The sequence below is a fragment of the Lysobacter dokdonensis DS-58 genome (assembly GCF_000770795.1).
In the GTDB taxonomy this organism is placed as follows: Bacteria; Pseudomonadota; Gammaproteobacteria; order Xanthomonadales; family Xanthomonadaceae; genus Noviluteimonas; species Noviluteimonas dokdonensis.
Genome location: NZ_JRKJ01000003.1, coordinates 54,383 through 73,665, shown reverse-complemented (window position 1 = coordinate 73,665; position 19,283 = coordinate 54,383). Strand labels below are relative to the sequence as shown.

Annotated in this window: 18 protein-coding genes and 1 pseudogene; 8 read left to right on the top strand and 11 right to left on the bottom strand. The window is 69.0% G+C overall.

All coding sequences use genetic code 11. From position 1 onward, the window contains the following. The first annotated feature begins 25 nt into the window (after positions 1-25). On the top strand, positions 26-985 hold the full coding sequence (locus LF41_RS03655; protein WP_084073336.1) for a ribonucleotide-diphosphate reductase subunit beta: 960 nt from the start codon (positions 26-28) through the stop codon (positions 983-985). Here LF41_RS03655 and LF41_RS03650 read toward each other — a convergent pair. From LF41_RS03650 to LF41_RS03635, 4 genes are read right to left on the bottom strand one after another with little or no spacing between them, the layout of a single operon-like run. After that, complete coding sequence (locus LF41_RS03650; protein ID WP_036166051.1) at positions 982-1,278, bottom strand: hypothetical protein; 297 nt, start codon at positions 1,276-1,278, stop codon at positions 982-984. The two genes, LF41_RS03655 and LF41_RS03650, sit on opposite strands and share 4 nt — an antisense overlap. Beyond that, complete coding sequence (locus LF41_RS03645) at positions 1,271-1,741, bottom strand: RNA polymerase sigma factor (protein ID WP_036166048.1); 471 nt, start codon at positions 1,739-1,741, stop codon at positions 1,271-1,273. The genes LF41_RS03650 and LF41_RS03645 overlap by 8 nt, the downstream gene beginning before the upstream one ends. 3 nt (positions 1,742-1,744) lie before the next feature. After that, positions 1,745-2,203 carry a hypothetical protein gene (locus LF41_RS03640; RefSeq protein ID WP_036166045.1) on the bottom strand — a complete coding sequence of 153 codons (459 nt, stop codon included), beginning with the start codon at positions 2,201-2,203 and terminating at the stop codon, positions 1,745-1,747. Then, positions 2,190-3,134, bottom strand: coding sequence for a DUF4350 domain-containing protein (locus LF41_RS03635; protein ID WP_052116103.1), 945 nt, complete (start codon positions 3,132-3,134; stop codon positions 2,190-2,192). The genes LF41_RS03640 and LF41_RS03635 overlap by 14 nt, the downstream gene beginning before the upstream one ends. Positions 3,135-3,264: 130 nt before the next feature. Here LF41_RS03635 and LF41_RS03630 point away from each other — a divergent pair, with 130 nt between their 5' ends. Continuing rightward, positions 3,265-4,125 carry a DUF5694 domain-containing protein gene (locus LF41_RS03630; RefSeq protein ID WP_036166040.1) on the top strand — a complete coding sequence of 287 codons (861 nt, stop codon included), beginning with the start codon at positions 3,265-3,267 and terminating at the stop codon, positions 4,123-4,125. Positions 4,126-4,131: 6 nt separating this feature from the next. Here LF41_RS03630 and LF41_RS03625 read toward each other — a convergent pair whose 3' ends face one another. Further along, positions 4,132-5,628: a YifB family Mg chelatase-like AAA ATPase gene (locus LF41_RS03625; protein WP_036166037.1), complete on the bottom strand. Its 1,497-nt coding sequence runs from the start codon at positions 5,626-5,628 to the stop codon at positions 4,132-4,134. A 10-nt stretch (positions 5,629-5,638) separates the two neighbouring features. After that, on the bottom strand, positions 5,639-5,905 hold the full coding sequence (gene ubiK / locus LF41_RS03620; RefSeq protein ID WP_036166180.1) for a ubiquinone biosynthesis accessory factor UbiK: 267 nt from the start codon (positions 5,903-5,905) through the stop codon (positions 5,639-5,641). Positions 5,906-6,057: 152 nt separating this feature from the next. Here ubiK and LF41_RS03615 point away from each other — a divergent pair, with 152 nt between their 5' ends. Then, positions 6,058-6,396 (top strand): P-II family nitrogen regulator, encoded by a 339-nt coding sequence (locus tag LF41_RS03615; protein WP_036166034.1) that lies wholly within the window; start codon positions 6,058-6,060, stop codon positions 6,394-6,396. Here the strand turns inward: LF41_RS03615 and speE are convergent. Next, on the bottom strand, positions 6,393-7,244 hold the full coding sequence (gene speE / locus LF41_RS03610) for a polyamine aminopropyltransferase (protein ID WP_036166031.1): 852 nt from the start codon (positions 7,242-7,244) through the stop codon (positions 6,393-6,395). The two genes, LF41_RS03615 and speE, sit on opposite strands and share 4 nt — an antisense overlap. A gap of 104 nt (positions 7,245-7,348) precedes the next feature. On the opposite strand from speE, the gene LF41_RS15980 reads away from it, so the two are divergent. After that, complete coding sequence (locus LF41_RS15980; RefSeq protein ID WP_052116102.1) at positions 7,349-9,199, top strand: M48 family metallopeptidase; 1,851 nt, start codon at positions 7,349-7,351, stop codon at positions 9,197-9,199. Between the two features lie 56 nt (positions 9,200-9,255). Next, positions 9,256-11,142 carry an arginine decarboxylase gene (gene speA / locus LF41_RS03600; protein ID WP_036166028.1) on the top strand — a complete coding sequence of 629 codons (1,887 nt, stop codon included), beginning with the start codon at positions 9,256-9,258 and terminating at the stop codon, positions 11,140-11,142. Here the strand turns inward: speA and LF41_RS03595 are convergent. The 4 genes from LF41_RS03595 to radC are packed head-to-tail and all read right to left on the bottom strand — an operon-like array spanning position 11,139 to position 15,086. Next, positions 11,139-11,897, bottom strand: coding sequence for an SDR family NAD(P)-dependent oxidoreductase (locus LF41_RS03595; RefSeq protein WP_036166025.1), 759 nt, complete (start codon positions 11,895-11,897; stop codon positions 11,139-11,141). The genes speA and LF41_RS03595 overlap by 4 nt on opposite strands. A 13-nt stretch (positions 11,898-11,910) precedes the next feature. Then, the gene (locus LF41_RS03590) at positions 11,911-12,672 is read right to left on the bottom strand and encodes an SPOR domain-containing protein (protein ID WP_036166022.1); all 762 of its coding nucleotides are present in this window, start codon (positions 12,670-12,672) and stop codon (positions 11,911-11,913) included. Then, positions 12,672-14,360 (bottom strand): arginine--tRNA ligase, encoded by a 1,689-nt coding sequence (argS, locus tag LF41_RS03585; RefSeq protein ID WP_036166019.1) that lies wholly within the window; start codon positions 14,358-14,360, stop codon positions 12,672-12,674. The genes LF41_RS03590 and argS overlap by 1 nt, the downstream gene beginning before the upstream one ends. Positions 14,361-14,396: 36 nt before the next feature. Then, positions 14,397-15,086 (bottom strand): RadC family protein, encoded by a 690-nt coding sequence (gene radC / locus LF41_RS03580; RefSeq protein WP_036166017.1) that lies wholly within the window; start codon positions 15,084-15,086, stop codon positions 14,397-14,399. A 97-nt stretch (positions 15,087-15,183) separates the two neighbouring features. Here radC and coaBC point away from each other — a divergent pair. The 3 genes and pseudogenes from coaBC (at position 15,184) to LF41_RS03565 (ending at position 19,274) form a co-directional block, all read left to right on the top strand. Beyond that, positions 15,184-16,412, top strand: a pseudogene (coaBC, locus tag LF41_RS03575) (bifunctional phosphopantothenoylcysteine decarboxylase/phosphopantothenate--cysteine ligase CoaBC). Continuing rightward, the gene (gene dut / locus LF41_RS03570) at positions 16,409-16,870 is read left to right on the top strand and encodes a dUTP diphosphatase (protein ID WP_036166014.1); all 462 of its coding nucleotides are present in this window, start codon (positions 16,409-16,411) and stop codon (positions 16,868-16,870) included. Before coaBC ends, dut begins: the two are co-directional and overlap by 4 nt. A gap of 88 nt (positions 16,871-16,958) precedes the next feature. Then, the gene (locus tag LF41_RS03565; protein ID WP_425599464.1) at positions 16,959-19,274 is read left to right on the top strand and encodes a phosphomannomutase/phosphoglucomutase; all 2,316 of its coding nucleotides are present in this window, start codon (positions 16,959-16,961) and stop codon (positions 19,272-19,274) included. Positions 19,275-19,283 lie beyond the last annotated feature (9 nt).

Below are 19,283 nucleotides of genomic sequence, written 5' to 3'. Positions count from 1 at the left end.
GGGATTCGAACTGACCTTGCGCCCGATGCGCTACCCGCGCTTCTACGAGATGTACCGCAATGCGGTGCGCAATACGTGGACGGTGGAAGAGGTGGACTTCTCGCTCGACCTCAATGACCTGCACCACAAGTTCGGTCCCGCCGAACGCCACCTCGTCGAACGCCTCGTGGCCTTCTTCGCCACCGGCGACTCGATCGTCTCCAACAACCTGGTGTTGAACCTCTACCAGCACATCAACGCACCCGAGGCGCGCATGTTCCTCTCGCGCCAGTTGTACGAGGAGGCGCTGCACGTGCAGTTCTACCTTACGTTGCTGGATACCTATCTGCCGGATCCGGCCGAACGCGCACGCGCCTTCGCCGCCGTGGACAATATTCCGTCGATCCAGCGCAAGGCGGCGTTCTGCTTCAAGTGGATGGAGTCGATCCGCGACGTCCAGCGGCTCGAGACGCGCGCGCAACGGCGCCAGTTCCTGCTGAACCTCGCATGCTTCGCCGGGTGCATCGAAGGCCTGTTCTTCTTCGGCGCGTTCGCGTACGTGTACTACCTGCGCTCGCGCGGCTTGCTGCACGGCCTGGCGGCGGGCACCAACTGGGTGTTCCGCGACGAGAGCGGGCACATGGCCTTCGCGTTCGACGTTTTCCGCACCGCGCGCGAAGAGGAGCCCGACCTGGTCGACGACGACTTTCGCGCGCAAGTGGTCGCGATGATGGAGGAAGCAGTGGAGTGCGAAGTGGCCTTCGCCGAAGACACGCTGTCCGGCGGGGTGGCCGGCCTGTCGATCCGCGACATGCGCGAATACCTGCAGTACTGCGCGGACCAGCGCCTCGCGCAACTTGGCCTGCCGCCGCGCTTCCGCTCGCGCAATCCCTTCCCCTTCATGGATCTGCAGGACGTGCAGGAAGTGACGAACTTCTTCGAACGGCGCGTGTCGGCCTACCAGGTGGGCGTGCAGGGCGAGGTGGCGTTCGACCACGCGTTCTAGGCGTCGCGGGGGACGCCTGGTTCGTCGCGCCAGCAGGCGAGCGCGCCCAGCAACAGGGGCGCGACGAGCCCCGGGAGCGTGCGCGGATCGTGCAGCACGACGGGAATGGCGGCAGCGACGAACGCGATCGTCGCGATGCGCCAGAGCCAGCGCACTCGCCGCGCCAAACGCCGTGCCGCACGCGCGCGTGCGGCCTGTGCGATGCGCCAGGGAGGCGGCGGCGTCGGCGCGGACGTGCGCAACGCGCGCGCGTCCGCTTCGAACATGGCCCGGAATTCCGTGTCGTCATGCATGGTCGTGTTCCTCCTGCAACGTCTTGAACCGCGCCCGCGCACGCGACAGCAGCACGCGGATGCTGCCTGCGGCCAGGTGCGTGATCGATGCAATTTCGTCGTGCGTGAATCCTTCGGCGTACGACAGCCAGAGCAGCTGCCGCTCCCGCGTGGTGAGGCGCCGCCAGACGTGTTGCGGGATCTCCGCATCGCCAGGGGTCGCCGCTGCGACGTCCGTCACCGCATCCCAGGCGACTTCGCGCTTGCCGCGTCGCGCGTGGTCGAAATACAGATTCAGCGCGACGCGGTACAGATACGCGCGGGCATTGCCTTCGAATGCGGCGTCGTTCCGCTCGAGCCAACGTACGAACGTCTCCTGCGTCAGGTCCGACGCCAGCGCATGCGATGCGCCCATCCGAACGAGATACGCCCACAGCTTGGCGTGGTGTTCCGCGTAGAAGGACGCGAAGCCGTCCGCTCGCATCGATCAATCGCCCAGGACGCGCCACTTGCGGGCGATGGCTGCACTCACGCCGCTCGCGATCACCAGTCCGATGCCGAGCCCGATCGCGAGCCAGCCCCACCAGCGCGCCTCATCGGCTTCGCGCACGAGGTTGATGTCTGCGCCCGCCGGCGGCGCCACGCCATTGACGAGGAAGGCCACGCCGATCGCGCACGCGACGATGCCGAACTGCAGCAACCCGAGGATGCGATGCGCCATCGCGGCCGGCGCGTACTCGTTCTCCATGAGCACGCGGCCTTCGGGGGAGCGTGCGAATGCCACGAAGGCATCGCCCTCGCCGAAGCGCTCGGCCAGGCGCAAGGTCATCGCGTCGCGGCTCATCCGCCGTTTCGCCTGCAATCGGCGACGCGCCAGATGCACCACCGCCAACGCCACGATCCCCACCACCAACACCGCGAACATCACCAGTTCATCGCCGCGCATGGCGCTCTCCCGTTCCAAGACCGTTGGAATCCTGCGGACGCAACCACCGCAGTACGTTGCGCGCGAAGGCGACGTTGTCGCAATCGGGCGACTGCATGCCGAAGGGCTGGCGATCGGCCACCTGCGCGGTGAGCATCGCCGCCTCGCCGAGCACGACCACGCGCCCCTTGCCGTAATCGAACGCCAGTCCCTGCGACGCACCGGCCGGCGTTTCGCGCAGTGTGCCGTGATCGTCGATGGTTTCCACTGTGCCGCGCGGCAGGCGGAGCAAGTTCGCCGCGCCGGCCGGGGCGTCGAGCGACTGGCCGGTGAAGGTCTGCACGCAGGCCACCGGTGCGCCACCGCCGGCGCCGGACACGATGGGATGCGCGACATCGAGCCGCGCGTTGCCGCGCGTGAAGCGCAACGGGTCCGACACCTCGCCCGGCACCTCCGCGAACCCGGCATGCATGCGCACGCCGAAGGCGGACGCGAGCGCCGCATTCGCTGCACCGAACGGCGCGTGGTCGGCGATGAGCAGCAATCGTCCGCCGTCCGCGACCCAGGTCCGCAGCGCCGCGATTTCCGCGGCGGTGAAGGCGGGCGCGCTGCGATCCGCCCCGCCGCCCCACGGCAGGTTGATGCCCAGGAACTGTGGTTTGGCACCGCCCGAGGCATTGGCGATCACGAGGACCTGCGCCGCACCGAGCATCGCGGGCGTGAACGCGGCTTCGGAGTAGCGCACGCGATAGCCGTCCTCGCGCAGCAATCGGCCGAAGGGCCAGTAACGCCCCCACCAGTTCGCGGTCGACGCGTTGTGGTGCCCGTGGTCGATCGCGACCGTCGGCCCCGTACCCACCGCGTAAGCCGGGCGATGCGGCGACGGCCGCCACCCGTAGTCGGCGCGCTGTGCCGTCCAGGCGGCGTAGCCGAATACTCCGGCCAAAACCATCGGCGGCACGGCAAGTGCCGCAAGTCCCCATCGCTATCGCACCTTCGCCATCGTCGCGTCTCCTCGCATCCTGTCGCCTACATGACGCGCGGGAGGGTTCGCGCGTTAACACCCCCGAGGAGATCGACGAATGCCCGCGATGCACCGCCGCCTTGCCCTGTCGCTGATCGCCACCGCCCTGGCCTCCGCGGGCGCCGCCGCCGCCGCGCCGCCGACGGATCCGCAACCCGACGCCGATTTCCTGTTCGTCGGCAGCTTCCACATGGATAACCCGGGCCGCGACGTGCACAACACGCGCGCCGACGACGTGCTCGCCGACAAGCGCCAGCGCGAGATCGCGCAGGTCGCCGAAGCGATCGCCCGGTTCAAGCCCACGAAGATCATGGTCGAAGCGCAAGTCGCCTCCCAGGCGAAGCTCGACGATGCGTTCGCGGCGTCCTGCCATGGCAAGCGCCCGCTGACGCGCGACGAAAGCGAGCAGCTCGGGTTCCGCATCGCGTGCGACCAGAAATTGCCGGGTGTGATCGCTGTCGACTGGAACGACATGGGACCGATCAAGGACGAGGCGAGCGTCGATTACCTCCAGGCCATCGAGCGCCACGGACAGCAGGCGCAGCGCGCAGCGGACATGGCCGCCGGCAAGGCGAAGGCCGACGAAGACCAGCGCACGCTGGCCAACGGCACGATCGGCGACATGCTCGTGCGCCTGAATTCCCCCGAATGGATCCAGGCGAATGCGCGCGCGTATTTCCGCATCGGCTTGTACGGCACCGCCGACGATCCCATCGGCGCGAACTGGGACATGCTCTGGTACGGCCGCAACCTGATGATCTTCAACAACATCGTGCGCAAGACCGAACCCGGCGACCGAGTGCTTGTGATTTACGGCGCGGGGCACGGCAACTGGCTGCGCCAGTTGGCGGCGGACTCGGGGAAGTACCGGTTGCAGGACACGCAGCGGTGGTTGCCGCAGGCTGCGGCGTCGAAGTGACGCGAATCAGTACTCCATGACACGGTAGCTGATCGCCTCGGAAAGGTGCGGCGTCGCGATGTCGTCGCTGCCATCGAGGTCGGCGATGGTGCGGGCGACGCGCAGGATGCGGTGCAGCGAGCGCGCGGAGAGGTCGAAAGCGGTGATCGCGCGCTCGAGCAGCGCGCGGTCATCGGGCGCCAGTCGGCACGTCGCGTTCGTCGCCGCCTGGTCGAGCAGCGCGTTGGGCACGCCGGCGCGTTCGAGCTGACGGGTGCGCGCGCAGGCGACGCGTGCACGCACATCCGCGCTCGCTTCGCCTTGCGGTGCGTCTTCGCGGAGCACCTCGGGCGGCACGCGGGCGACATCGACGTGCAGGTCGATGCGGTCGAGCAACGGGCCCGACACGCGGGCGCGATACCGCTCGACGGTCTGGGGCAGGCACCGGCATTTGCCGCTCGCATCGCCGGCCCATCCGCACGGGCAGGGATTCATGGCGGCGACGAGCTGGAAGCGCGCGGGATATTCGGCGCGCGTCGCCGCGCGCGCGACCACGACGCTGCCGGCCTCGAGCGGTTCGCGCAGTACCTGCAGCGCGTGCCGGCCCCACTCGGGCAATTCGTCGAGGAACAACACGCCATTGTGCGCGAGCGAGACTTCACCGGGCCGCGCATCGGGGCCGCCGCCCACCAGCGCGACGGCGCTGGTGGTGTGGTGCGGTGACCGGAAGGGGCGCAACCGCCAGCGCGCGGCGTCGACGCCGCGGCCGCTGATCGATGCGACCGCCGCCGATTCCAGCGCTTCTGTCTCGGTGGCCTCGGGCAACAGGCCGGGCAGGCGCGATGCGAGCAGCGTCTTGCCGCATCCCGGCGTGCCGATGAACAGCAGATGATGTTGTCCCGCGGCCGCGATCTCGAGCGCGCGGCGCGCGCGCAGCTGGCCGCGCACGTCGCGCAAGTCAGGCGCCGATTGCTCGACCACATCGGCCACGGATTCTGCGCGCGGCAATGTCTTCTCGCCGCCGAGCGCGGCGCAGACCTCGAGCAGCGTGCGCGCGACCACGACATCGGCCGATGCGACGAGCGCGGCTTCGGCGCCGTTGCCGGCGGGGACGACCAACCGGCGCCCAACCTCCGCCGCGGCGACCGCGGCGGGCAGCACGCCGTCGACCGTGCGCAACTCGCCGGTCAATCCGAGCTCGCCCAGGAACTCGACATCGCGCAGCGCGTCGTTCGACAGTTGCCCGCTCGCTGCAAGGATCCCGAGCGCGATGGGCAGGTCGAAACGCCCGCCGCGCTTGGGCAGGTCCGCCGGCGCGAGGTTCACCGTGATGCGGCCGTCGGGAAACACGAATTGCGCGCATTGCAACGCGGCCCGCACGCGGTCCTTCGCCTCGCGCACGGCGGCGTGCGGCAAACCGACGATGGTCAGGTTCGGCAGGCCGGCGCCGACATGCACTTCCACCCGGACGGCAGGCGCGCGCACGCCGTCGCGTGCACGCGTGTGCACGATCGACAACCCCATGGCGGTGCGCTCAGTGGCGCGGCGGCGAGGACGGGTCGAGCTGCGCTTCGAGGTCTGCGACGGTGCGCTGGAGCTCGTCCAGCTTTTCACGCGTGCGCAGCAGGACCGCGCGCTGCACTTCGAATTCCTCGCGCGTGACGAGATCGAGCTTGGTCAGGCCGGTTTGCAGGACGGACTTGAAGTTTTCCTGCAGCTCGTCGCGACCTTCCCGGAGGGACGGCGGGACGAGGCTGCTGAGGCGCCGCGCGAGGTCGTCCAGTTTTTCCAGGTCGATCATGATGGTCATGTCCCTCAAATCCTCGGTCTGCGCGAGCTTGTCCAATTCCGCCGGCCGGCGCCATCAGGCGATGCAGCGACGACGGGTGGGTATTTTCCTACAGCCGGTCCAAGCAACGGTATGCTGCGGGGACGCGACATGGAGACGACGTGATGAAGATGGTCATGGCGATCATCAAGCCCTTCAAGCTGGACGACGTGCGCGAGGCGCTGTCGGAAGCGGGCGTGGCGGGCATCACCGCCACCGAGGTCAAGGGCTTCGGGCGCCAGAAGGGGCACACCGAGCTGTATCGCGGCGCCGAATATGTCGTCGACTTCCTGCCGAAGATCAAGCTCGAGGTCGCCGTCACCGACGACCAGGTCGACGCCGTGGTCGAAGCCATCATGCAGGCCGCCGGCACCGGGAAGATCGGCGACGGCAAGATCTTCGTGTGGGCGCTCGACAAGGTCGTGCGCATCCGCACGGGCGAATTGGACGGCGACGCGCTTTAAGCGCCGCCCAGCGCCTCGGCCACGAACGGAATCGACGCCGTCGCGCCCTGGTGCACGTCGGCCGTGTAGTACTTCGTCTTGAAGGTCTTGGCACGCGCGTCCTGCACGCGGTAGTCGAAGCCGCCGGACTTGCGCGCCAGCGTGCAGCTCCACCAGCCGGTCGGGTAGCACGGCTGCGGGAAGGGCAGGGTCTGGAACGTGGTGAAACCGGCCTTGCCCATCTCGCCGCGCATCTCCTTGATCAGGTCGAGGAGCACCAGCGGCGATTCGGATTGCTGCACCAGGATGCCGTCGTCTTTCAGCGCGCGGAAGCACGATTCGTAGAAGGCCTTGTTGAACAGGCCTTCGGCGGGGCCGACCGGGTCGGTCGAATCCACGATCACGATGTCCACGCTGCCGGCCGGGCAATTGGCCATGTACGCGATGCCATCGTCGAACAACAACTCCGCGCGCTTGTCGCCGTTGGAATCGCACAGCTCGGGGAACCACTTCTCCGCCATGCGCGTCACCTGCTCGTCGATGTCGCACTGCGTGGCCGATTCCACGTCGGGGTGCTTGAGCACTTCGCGCAACGTGCCGCAGTCGCCGCCGCCGATGATGACCACGCGCTTCGGGCTCGCATGCGTGAACAGCGCCGGGTGCGACATCATCTCGTGGTAGAGGAAGTTGTCGCGCGTGGTGAGCATCATCGCGCCGTCGATCAGCATCACGTTGCCCCAGTCGGTGCTCTCGAAGATCTCGATCTTCTGGAACGGCGACTGCACCTCGTCGAGCTTGCGCGTGATGCGATAGCCGATGGCCGAACCGGCGGGCTCGAAGTTCTCGTACATCCAGGTGGGTTCGGTCATCGCGGCGGGTCCGGCGGGGGCGAGGGGGTGCGGATTGTAGCGGAGCCCGCGTGGGCAACCGGCCGCGCGCTAAAATCCGCCCCGATTCAGGGGGAGTCGTACGGATGGGTTCGATCGCACAACACCGCCGCCTCGTGGCGCGGCTGGAACATGACGCGCAGGTGTCGCCCGGCGCCTACAAGATGCGGGTGGCCTTGCTCGCCGCGCTGGGATTCGGCGTGCTGGGGTTGTCGCTCGTGCTCGCGCTGGGCGTCTCGGTCGGCCTGGTGGTCACGCTGATCGCGATCAGCCCGATCCTGTTGCTCAAACTGATCAAGATCATCTGGATCCCGCTCGCGCTCGGGTGGATGGTCCTGCGGGCGCTGTGGATCCGGTTCACGCCGCCGGACGGCCACCGGCTGGCACCGGGTGAGGCGCCCTTGCTGCAGGCCGAAGTCGAGCGCATCCGCGTGGCGGCCGGCGCGCCGCGGCTGCACGGCATCTACATCGACGGCGACCTCAACGCCGCCGCCTGCATGATGCCGCGCGCGCTGGGCCTGTTCGGCCATCGCCATTACCTGGTGCTCGGGCTGCCGTTGATGCAGGCGCTCGACCGCGACCAGTTCGCCGCGGTGGTCGCGCACGAGTTCGGCCATTTCGGCGGCGGGCACGGGCGTTTTTCCGGGTGGATCTACCGCGTGCGCCTGAGCTGGTATCGCCTGCTCGAAGCGCTGCACGTGCAACGCTCGTGGTTCGCGCGCCTGTTCTCGCGCTTCTTCGAATGGTATGCGCCGTATTTCAACGCCTACAGCTTCGCGCTGGCGCGCCAGCAGGAGTTCGAGGCCGACAACACCGCCGCGCGCATCGCCGGCCGCGCCGCGATCGGGCAGGCGCTGGTGCGGATGTCCGCGGCGAGCCATGGCCTGCAGGGCCGGTTCTGGCCCGGCCTCGACGTCGCGATGCGCGCCGGCACGGCCCCGCCCGACGTCGTGCATCGCGATATCGCCGCGTTCCTGCGCACGCCGGTGGACGATGCCGAAGCGCTCGCGCAGCGCATCCTGTCGGAAACGACGTCGCCCGAAGACACCCATCCCGCCCTCGCGGTGCGCCTGCAGTCGCTGGGCGTGGACGAAGTGGTGATCCACGCGAGCGCGGGCAGTGCCGCGCAGGCGTTGCTGGGCGATTTCCTGCCGACGCTGGAGGCCGAGCTGAGCGCGCAGTGGCGCGCGTTCGCCGCGCCGATGTGGGAAGAAGTGGGCGCGCGCTGCAAGGCCGGCGCCGAGCGGTTGGTCGAACTCGAGGCGAAGGCCGAGCGCACCGCGGACGAACACGTCGAATACGCACGCATCATCGACGAGCTGCGCACGCCGGAAGACGCGATCGCCGCGTTCCGCATCGCGGTCGCCGCCAATCCCGGTGATGCGTACGCGCAAGCCCGGCTCGGCGTGCTGTTGCTGGAGCGCGACGACGCCGCAGGCGAGGCTTTCCTCCGCGAAGCGATGCGGCTCGAGCCCGAATCGCGGAACGTGCTGCTCCCGCTCGTGGATGCGTATTACGCACGCACCGGCGCCGACGATGCGCTGCGCGAGGACGTCGCCGAACAGTTGCGTCGCCAGCGCCGCTCGGACGAGGCGATCGACCGGATCCGCAACACCGTCGACGGCCGGAACCTGGTGGCGCACGGGCTCGACGATGCCGCGCTCGAGACGCTGCGCGAGACGCTTGCATCCCACGGCAAGGTGAAGAAGGCCTGGCTCGTGCGACGCGATCTCGGTGCCGATGCGAGCGTCCCGCATTTCGTCCTGCTCGTGGCTTGGCGGGGCATGCTGCTCGGCAGCGAAGAGAAGCAGTTGCGCAAGATCGTCGATGCCCTCCAGGTGCCGGGCACGATCATCGTGTGCACCGCCCCGCACCGCCGCTGGATCGCCCACAAGATCCGCAAGGCCTGCGGCAAGCCCACCTATCACCATCGCTGAGGGCGCGGGGGGTTAGAATCCGCGCCCCTTTCCGTCTCACCCGAGGTACTCCGCCGATGAGCGCATGGTCCGTCGACCAGGCCCGCAAGACCTACTCCATCCCGCATTGGTCGGAGGGGTATTTCGATGTCGACGGCGCCGGGCGCGTCACGGTGTTGCCGCGCGGCGCCAACGGACCGGCGATCGCGCTCTCCGAGGTGGTCGACAAGGCCAAGGCCAATGGCGCCAAGCTGCCGCTGCTCGTGCGTTTCCCCGACATCCTCGGCGACCGCCTGCGCAAGCTCCAGGGCGCGTTCGCGCAGGCGCAGGCCGAGTGGGACTACCAGGGCGGCTACACGGCGGTCTATCCGATCAAGGTGAACCAGCACGCCGGCGTCGCGGGCACGCTGGCCTCGCATCGCGGCGAAGGCTTCGGCCTGGAAGCGGGCAGCAAGCCCGAGCTGATGGCCGTCCTCGCGCTGAGCCGCCCGGGCGGGCTGATCGTCTGCAACGGTTACAAGGACCGCGAGTACATCCGCCTGGCGCTCATCGGCCGCAAGCTCGGTCTGCAGACCTACATCGTGGTCGAGAAGCCCAGCGAGCTGAAGTTGATCATCGAGGAAGCGCAATCGCTCGGCGTGCGCCCCGGCATCGGCGTGCGCATGCGCCTGGCCTCGCTCGGCGCGGGCAAGTGGCAGAACAGCGGCGGCGACAAGGCGAAGTTCGGCCTCTCGCCGCGCCAGGTCCTCGACCTGTGGAAGACGCTGCGCGACAGCGGTTACGGCGATTGCCTCGGCCTGCTGCACTTCCACATGGGCTCGCAGATTTCCAACGTGCGCGACATCGCCAACGGCATGCGCGAGGCGGTGCGTTACTTCGTCGAGTTGTCCAAGCTCGGCGCGCAGGTGAAGTTCATGGACGTCGGCGGCGGGCTCGGCGTCGACTACGAAGGCACGCGTTCGCGCAGCTACTGCTCGATCAATTACGGCGTGGCCCAGTACGCGAACAACATCGTGCAGCCGCTGGCCGAAGCGTGCGAAGCGCATGCGTTGCCGCAGCCGCGCATCGTCACCGAATGCGGGCGCGCCATGACGGCGCACCACGCGGTGCTGGTGGCCAACGTCTCCGAAGTCGAGGAAGCACCCGAAGGCCGCGTGCCGCCGGCGCACGACGACGAACCCGCCGTGATCCGTCACTTGCGCGAGCTGCACGACGAGCTCGATTCGCGCCCGGCCGTGGAGCTCTTCCACGATGCCCAACACCACCATGGCGAAGGCCTGTCGCTGTACGCACTCGGCCAGATCGACCTGGTGCACCGTGCGCGCATCGACGATCTGTTCTACGCGATCGCGCACGCGGTGCGCGCGCGGCTCGACGTGGGCGAGCGTTCGCACCGCGACCTGCTCGATGAATTGAACGAGCGCCTGGTCGACAAGTACTTCGTGAATTTCAGCGTCTTCGAATCCATGCCCGACGTGTGGGCCATCGACCAGGTGTTCCCGATCGTGCCGATCGAACGCCTGGATCAGGCGCCCGATCGCCGCGGCGTGATCGCGGACATGACGTGCGATTCGGACGGCAAGATCGACACGTACGTGGAGAACGAAGGCCTCGACAGCTCGCTGCCGCTGCATCCGCTGCGCCACGGCGAGGTCTACCGCCTCGGGTTCTTCCTGATCGGTGCGTACCAGGAAATCCTCGGCGACATCCACAACCTGTTCGGCGACACCGATGCGGTGGAAGTCCACCTGGAAGGCGACGGGTACGCGATGAGCCAGCAGCGCCGCGGCGATACGACGGACGTGATGCTGGATTACGTCGGGTACAGGCTCGATGCGCTGCGCGAGGCGTACGCCAGGAAGGTCGACGACGCGGGCTTGCCGGCGGAAGAAAGCGCGCGCCTGAAGGACGCGCTGGAAGGCGGGCTCACGGCGTACACGTACCTGAGCGACGAACCGGTCTAGTCGCGCGCGATCTGGAATCCCGCGAACGACTGCCGCGTCGGCATCATTTCAAGGCGATTGATATTCAGGTGGGGCGGCAGGTTCGCCACCCACCAGATCGTGTCGGCGATGTCGTCGGCCGTCATCGGTTGCGCGCCCTTGTACAGCGCATCCGATGCGGCCTGGTCGCCGTGCGTGCGCACGAGGGTGAACTCGGTCTCCGCCATGCCCGGTTCCAGCGCGGTGACGCGCACGCCGGTGCCGTGCAGGTCGGCGCGCAGGCCCAGCGAGAATTGCGAGACGAAGGCTTTCGTGCCGCCGTAGACGTTGCCGCCTGCGTAGGGATACGTCGCGGCCGTCGAACTGACATTGATGACCGCGCCCTTGCGTTCGATCAGCCCAGGCAACAGCGCATGCGTGAGCACGACCAACGCGCGCACGTTGGTGTCGATCATCGTGTGCCAGTCGGTGAGCTCGGCCTTCTGCGCGGGCAGCGTGCCCTGCGCGAGGCCGGCGTTGTTGACCAGCAGGTCGATGCCGGCGAACGCGGGCGGGATGGCGTCGAGCGCTGCGCGCATCGCGGCCTCGTCGCGCACGTCGAAGACCAAGGGGTGCACGCGGTCGGCGCCGAGTTGCCCGACCAGCGCCTGCAGGCGATCGGCGCGCCGGCCGGTGGCGATGACATTCCAGCCGCCGGCGACGAACCGCTTCGCCGCCGCGAGGCCGAAGCCCGACGTGGCGCCGGTGATGAACGCGGTGCGGGGCGTTGTCGTCATCGCGTGTATGGGATCAACGCGCCTTGATCGCCATCGCCGGCAAGCCGCCGCCGCTGAGGCGCTTCTTGGCATCGGCGAGTTCGGACGCGCTGCCGTATGGCCCCATGCGCACGCGATAGACGGTCTTGTCGGCGATCTGCGCCGATTCGACGCGCGCGCTCAGGCCGAGCATCGCGATCTTCGCCTTCACCGCTTCGGCATCGCCGCTGGCCTGGAACGCACCGGCCTGCAGGAGGTAACGCGTGCCGTCGTCCTTGGGTTCGGGCTTGGTCGCCGAAGCGGCCGTCGCCTGCGCGCCGGCCGGCGTGTTGCTGGCGACCGTGTTGGTCGCAACGGCCGGTTGCGCGATGTCCGCCGCGTCCGGATTGGCGGCTGCGGCGGTTGCCTGCAGCTGCTTTGCCGCCGCGGCTTCGCGCGCTTCTTCGGCGCGCGCCGTTTCCGCGAGCTCGGCGTCCGACAACGGCACTTCGTTCGACGGCAGCAGCGTGTAGAAGTCGTACTGCGTTTCCTTCGGCTTGCCGGCCTTGGCCGGCGCCTGCGTGGATTCGGGGACCAGTGCGTCGTCTTCCTCCGCGCTCGCAGCCGCCTTCGGCTGCGCGTCGGGATTGGGCTTCGGGCGGAAGAACCCGTCGCCGCCTTCGCCCTTCGGCAGCAGTTTGGGCACCGCAATGATCAGGACGACGCCGAGCGCCAGGCCCGCGAACAACCAGATCCAGGCCGGGTTGGAGTCTCCTCCGTTGCGCCTGGCCTGCGATTTCCCCCGTCGTGCCGCCATCACATCTTCTCCGGGGCCGATACGCCCAGCAAATCCAGTCCGTTCTTCAGCACCTGTCCGGTGCCGACGCTGAGCGCAAGGCGCGCATCGCGTTGGTCGCCATCATCCACCAGGATGGGCTGTGCGTGGTACCAGACATGGAATGCATTGGCGACTTCGCGCAGGTATTGCGCGATGGCGTGCGGTTCCAGCGTGACGGCGGCCGCTTCGACGACTTCCGGGAAACGCGAAAGCTCGATGAGCAGCGCCTGCGCCTGTTCATCCACGAGCGTGTCCACGTGGCGCAAGCCGTTGGAGAGGTCGACCGTGAAGCCCTTCTCGCCAGCCTGGCGCAGCAGGCTGCACACGCGGGCGTGCGCGTACTGCACGTAGAACACCGGGTTGTCGTTGCTCTGCGAGCGCGCCAGGTCGATGTCGAAGGTGAGCTGCGAATCGGGCTTGCGCGCGATCAGGAACCAGCGCGTCGCATCGCGGCCGGCTTCCTCGATGAGGTCGCGCAGCGTGAGGTAGCTGCCCGCGCGCTTGGAGAGCTTCACTTCCTGGCCGCCGCGCATGACGGTGACCATCTGGTGCAGCACGTACTCCGGCCAGTTCCGGGGGATGCCGCAGTCGAGCGCCTGCAGGCCCGCGATGACGCGGGCGAGCGAGCCGTGATGGTCCGCGCCGAGCTCGGTGATCGCGCGTTCGTAGCCGCGCTGCCACTTGCTGCGGTGGTAGGCGACGTCCGGCAGGAAGTAGGTGAACGTGCCGTCGGACTTGCGCATCACGCGGTCCTTGTCGTCGCCGAAGTCCGTCGTGCGCAGCCACAGCGCGCCGCCTTCCTCGTAGGTGTGGCCGTGGGCGACGAGCTCGCGCACCGTTTCCTCGACCTTGCCCTGCGTGTACAGCGAGGATTCCAGGAAATAGACGTCGAATGCCACGCCGTAGGCGGCGAGGTCGGCGTTCTGTTCGCGACGCAGGTAGGCGACGGCGAACTGGCGCACGGCGTCGAGGTCGTCCGGGTCCTTCGCGGCCTGGACGATGTGGTCTTCGAACTCCACCGTGTCGCCGCGCAGGTACGCGTTGGCGACGTCGACGATGTAATCACCGCGATAGCCGTCCTCCGGCCACGACGGATCGTCCGGCGTCTTGCCGAGCGCGCGCGCCTGCACCGAGCGGGCGAGGTTGTCGATCTGCGCACCGGCGTCGTTGTAGTAGAACTCGCGCATCACGCGCCAGCCGTTGGCGTGCAGCACGCGCGCGATGCAATCGCCGATGGCCGCCGCGCGGCCGTGGCCGACGTGCAACGGGCCGGTGGGATTGGCCGAGACGTATTCCACGCCCACCGTGCGGCCGGCGCCGCTGGCGTTGTGGCCGTACGAGGAACCGCGCGCGACGATCTCGCGCAGCTCGCGGCCGTAGGCGGCGGGCGCGAGATGGAAGTTGATGAAGCCCGGGCCTGCGATCTCCACCTTCGCGACATCGTCGGAGGCGGGCAACGCGGCGAGCAGGGCCTGCGCGAGCGCGCGCGGATTGGTGCGCGCGGCCTTGGCGAGCACCATCGCGGCGTTGGTCGAGAAATCGCCGTGCGCGCGCTGGTTGGGGCGCTCCACGACGAAGGCGGGAATCTCGAGGTCCTGGGGAAGCGTGCCGGCGGTGCGGAGGGCAGCGATGCCCTGCTCGACGAGGGCGTTGATGGAAGCTTTCACGACGGTTGCCGGAGGCCGATACGACGGCCGCATAGTCTAAGGCACGCATGAGAAGAGCCCTCGTGCGGCCATCGACACCGGCGGGCCGTCCCCGATGATCACGTGGTCCAGCAGGCGGATGCCCAGCAGCCGCAGCGACGTGCGCATCTCCAGCGTGCTCTTGCGGTCGTCGTCGCTGGGCTCGGGGACGCCGCTGGGGTGGTTGTGGCCGACGACCACGGCGGCGGCGTTGAGCGCGAGCCCCCGCTTGGCGATCTCCCGCGGATACACCCCCGCCTCGTCCACGGTGCCCTGGAAGAGTTCCTCGAAGGCGATCATCCGCAGCCGGGCGTCGAGGAACATCACCGCGAAGGTCTCGGCGCGCTTGTCGCGCAGGCGGCGATGGAAGAACTCGTAGACCGCGCCAGGGTCGCTCATCATTTCGCGAGGCGGCAGCGTCTGCGCGTAGTGGCGATGGCCGAGTTCCAGCGCGGCGATCAACAGGCAGGCGCGCGCGCGGCCGATGCCGCGCAGCTGCTCCATCAGCGGGAGCGGCATGTCGAGGATGGCGCGCAGCGAGCCTTGCCCGTTCAGCAGGTGGCGCGCGGTGGTGACCGCATCCTGCCCGCGCAGCCCCGAACCGAGGAACAGGGCGAGCAGCTCGGCGTCGGACAATGCGTTGGCGTTGCCGCGGGCGGCGAGTTTTTCCCGGGGGCGTTCGAGGCTGGGCCAATCGCGGATGCGCATCGCCGCAGCGTGTCGTGTGGGCGGACGGGCGTGTATCGGGGGAACGGAGGGCTTCGGGTAAGCTGATTACCTGTTTCGTCGTGGGGATTTCCTGACCGTGAAGGCCGAACCCATCGCCGCCCTGCACGGCCGCAATGTGCTGCTCTGCGTGTGCGGCGGCATCGCCGCGTACAAGGCGGCCGACCTCGTCCGTCGCCTGCGCGACGCGGGTGCCACGGTGCAGGTCGCCATGACGGAGAACGCTCAGCGCTTCGTCGGCGCACAGACGTTCCAGGCGCTCTCCGGGTCTCCTGTGCGCACCTCGTTGTGGGACGCCGCCGCCGAACAGGCGATGGGCCACCTCGAACTCGCGCGCTGGGCCGACATCGTCCTCGTCGCGCCCGCCACTGCCAACACCATCGCGAAGATCGCGCATGGCTTCGCGGACGACCTCATCGCCACGCTGTGCCTGGCCACCACCGCGCCGATCACGGTGTGCCCCGCGATGAACCACCGGATGTGGCTGCACACGGCGACGCAGGCGAACGTCGCATTGCTGCGCGAGCGCGGCGTGCGCATCGTCGGCCCGGCCGAAGGCCCGCTGGCCGAAGGCGAATCCGGCCCCGGCCGCATGGTCGAGCCGCTCGACATCGTCTCCGCGCTGGCGAGGGCGTCCGCTTGAGCCTGGCCGGCCTTCGCGTCGTCGTCAGCGCGGGCCCGACCTACGAGGACCTCGATCCGGTCCGCTTCCTCGGCAATCGCAGCAGCGGGAAGATGGGGTTCGCGATCGCCGCGGCCGCCGCGCGCCGCGGCGCGGAGACGGTGCTTGTCGCCGGTCCGGTGCATCTGCCGACGCCCGAAGGCGTCGCGCGCATCGACGTGCGCAGCGCCGCGCAGATGCACGCGGTCGTGCTCGACGCCTTGCCGGCCGATGTCTACGTCGGCGCCGCCGCCGTCGCCGACTTCACGCCGGAGAACATCGCGACTTCGAAAATCAAGAAAATCCCCGGCGAAGCGGCGCTCGTGCTGCGCCTGGTGCGCACGCCCGACATCCTTGCCGACGTCGCGCGCGATGCGCGCCGCCCGCGCGTGGTGCTGGGGTTCGCCGCCGAAACCGACGATGTCGCCGCTTACGCGCGCGGCAAGCTCGACGCCAAGCGCGTCGACATGATCGCCGCCAACCGCGTGGGCCAGGCCGGCAGCGGATTCGAAAGCGACGACAACGCGCTCTCGGTGTACTGGCGGCGCGACGATGGAACCGTCGGCGAACGCACGCTCGGCCCCGCGCCGAAGGTCGCGCTCGCCGATGCCTTGCTGGACCTGGTCGAGGAGCGATTGCCCGCATGACGCACAAGGTGCTCGAAGTGAAGGTGCTGGACCCTCGGTTCGGCGACGAGTGGCCGATGCCGGCCTACGCGACGGAACACAGCGCCGGCCTGGACCTGCGCGCCGCGCTCGAGGCGCCGCTGGTGCTCGAGGCGGGCGACACCGCGCTGATCCCCTCGGGCCTGGCGATCCACCTCGCCGACCCGACGCTCTGTGCGGTGATCCTGCCCCGCTCGGGCCTCGGCCACCGGCACGGCATCGTGCTCGGCAACGGCACGGGCCTGATCGACGCCGACTACCAGGGCCCGCTGATGATCAGCACGTGGAACCGCGGCCGCGAAGCGTTCACCATTTCGCCCGGGGATCGGATCGCGCAACTGGTCGTGCTGCCCATCGTGCGCGCGACGTTGCAGGTAGTGGATACTTTCGAAGAAAGCGCGCGCGGCAGCGGTGGGTTCGGCCACACCGGCGTGCGTTAACCAGGGGATTTTTGCAATGACGGACCAGGATCTCGCCACACCGGCGAAGGGCAAACTCGGCATTCCCGGCGGCGCACTCAAGCCGCTGATGCCCGTCGTAGCAGTGGTCTGCGGGCTGCTCGCGCTGTGGCTGGCATGGTGCGGGTGGGTGCAGTTCCAGGCGCACAGCCGGGAGTCGGCGCTCACCGGCACGCGTGACCAGGCCGCGCGGCAGGTGTCGGAGTCGGTCGCCAAGCAACTGGCCGAACTCGACAAGCGCCTGCAGTCGCCGGCCGTGCAGGCCGCGCTCGCCCAGAACGATTTCAACGCCGCCGCCGCCGCGATCAAGCAGGGCTGGGCCGGCGCGGAATCGGCGGAGATCTTCCCGGACGGCTTCGAATCGCAATACGCCGGCCTTCCGAAGCAGGGCTTCGGCAAGGTGGGCATCGCGGAGAACGCGGTCGCCGAGAACAAGGCGGTCGCCGCGATCGTGCGCGATGCCGGCGGCCCGAAGCTCGCCGTGGCCGCGCCCGCCAACAACGGGCCGGTGCGCGTCGGCGTGGCTTACGTCCGCCTCCCGCTCGATCAGGCCACGGGCCCGATCGCCAGCGGCAACGTGCGCGACGACAGCTACCTCGCGCTGCGCCAGGGCAGCTACAGCGTCGCCGAGCGCGGCGACAAGGAACTGGCCAGCGGCGCCGAAGTGCTCGCCGTTCCGGTGAAGGGAACGACGTGGCGCGTGGCCGCCGGCCTGCCCGACGCGGGCAACGCGCCGTTCGGCATGGGCGCGCTGCCGTGCTGGATCTCGGCGCTCGTGTTCGTGATCCTCGGCTGGCTGGCGCTGCGCGCGGGGCGTCGTCCCGTGCGCGCCGCCGATGACGCGGACCACGCCGAAGCCCCCACGCTGTCGCAGATGCAGGCCGCGGTCGCCGGCCCGGTCGCCGCAGCGCCGGCCGTCGTCGCACCGGCCGCCGCCGCGTCCGACACGCCGGAAGCACCGCCGCAGCCGCGCGCCGTCGAACCCGCGAAGGGCCCGGCCGGCCAGGTGCTGATCGACAAGTCGATCTTCCGCGCGTACGACATCCGCGGCATCGTCGGGAAGACACTCGACCACGGCGTCGCCGAGTTGATCGGCCAGGCGATCGGTTCGCTGATGACCGAGCGCGGCCTGCACGACATCGTCGTCGGGCGCGACGGCCGCCTGTCGGGCCCCGACATGGTCGACGGTCTCGTGCGCGGCCTGCGCAAGACCGGCCGCAACGTCGTGGACATCGGCCTTGCCGCCACGCCGGTCGTGTACTTCGCCGCGTACCAGTTGCGCACCGGGTGCTGCGTCGCGGTCACCGGCAGCCACAACCCGCCGGACTACAACGGCTTCAAGATCGTCGTCGGCGGCGAAACGCTGTCGGGCAAGGCGATCGAGGACCTCTACGCGCGCATCGCCGAAGACCGCCTCCACGAGTCCGCCTCGCCGGGCAACGTGCAGCAACGCGACGTGTCGAAGGACTACATCGACCGCATCGCCTCCGACGTGCAGCTCGACCGCCGCCTGAAGGTGGTCGTCGACGCGGGCAACGGCGTCGCCGGCGCGATCGCGCCGCAAGTGCTCACCGCGATCGGCGCGGACGTCACGCCGCTGTATTGCGAAGTCGACGGCACGTTCCCGAACCACCATCCCGATCCGAGCGAGGCGCACAACCTCGAAGACCTCATCAAGATGGTCAAGCGCCTCGACGCGGACATCGGCGTGGCCTTCGACGGCGACGGCGACCGCCTGGGCGTGGTCACCAAGGACGGCCACAACATCTTCCCCGATCGCCTGCTGATGCTCTTCGCGGCCGACGTGCTCGAACGCAACCCGGGCGCGGTCATCGTCTACGACGTGAAGTGCACCGGTCGCCTGCCGGGCCAGATCCTGCGCCACGGCGGCAGCCCGCTGATGTGGAAGACCGGCCATTCGCTGATCAAGGCCAAGATGCGCGAGACCGACGCCGAGCTCGCCGGCGAGATGAGCGGCCACTTCTTCTTCAAGGAGCGCTGGTTCGGCTTCGACGACGGCATCTACGCCGCCTCGCGCCTGCTCGAAATCCTCGCCAGCCGCAGCACGTCGCCGAGCGATGTGCTCGACGCGTTGCCCGACGGCGTGTCGACGGCCGAGATCAAGGTGCCCGCGCCGAACGACGATCCGCACGCGTTCGTCGACCTGTTCAAGGCGAAGGCGAAATTCGAAGGCGGGCGGTTGTCGTCGATCGACGGCCTGCGCGCCGACTGGCCGGATGGCTGGGGCCTGGTGCGCGCGTCCAACACGACGCCGGTGCTGGTGCTGCGCTTCGACGGCGACAACAAGGACGCGTTGGCGCGCATCCAGAACGCGTTCCGCGAGCAGCTGCTCGCGGTGCGGCCGGACCTCGTGCTGCCGTTCTGATTCTTGCCC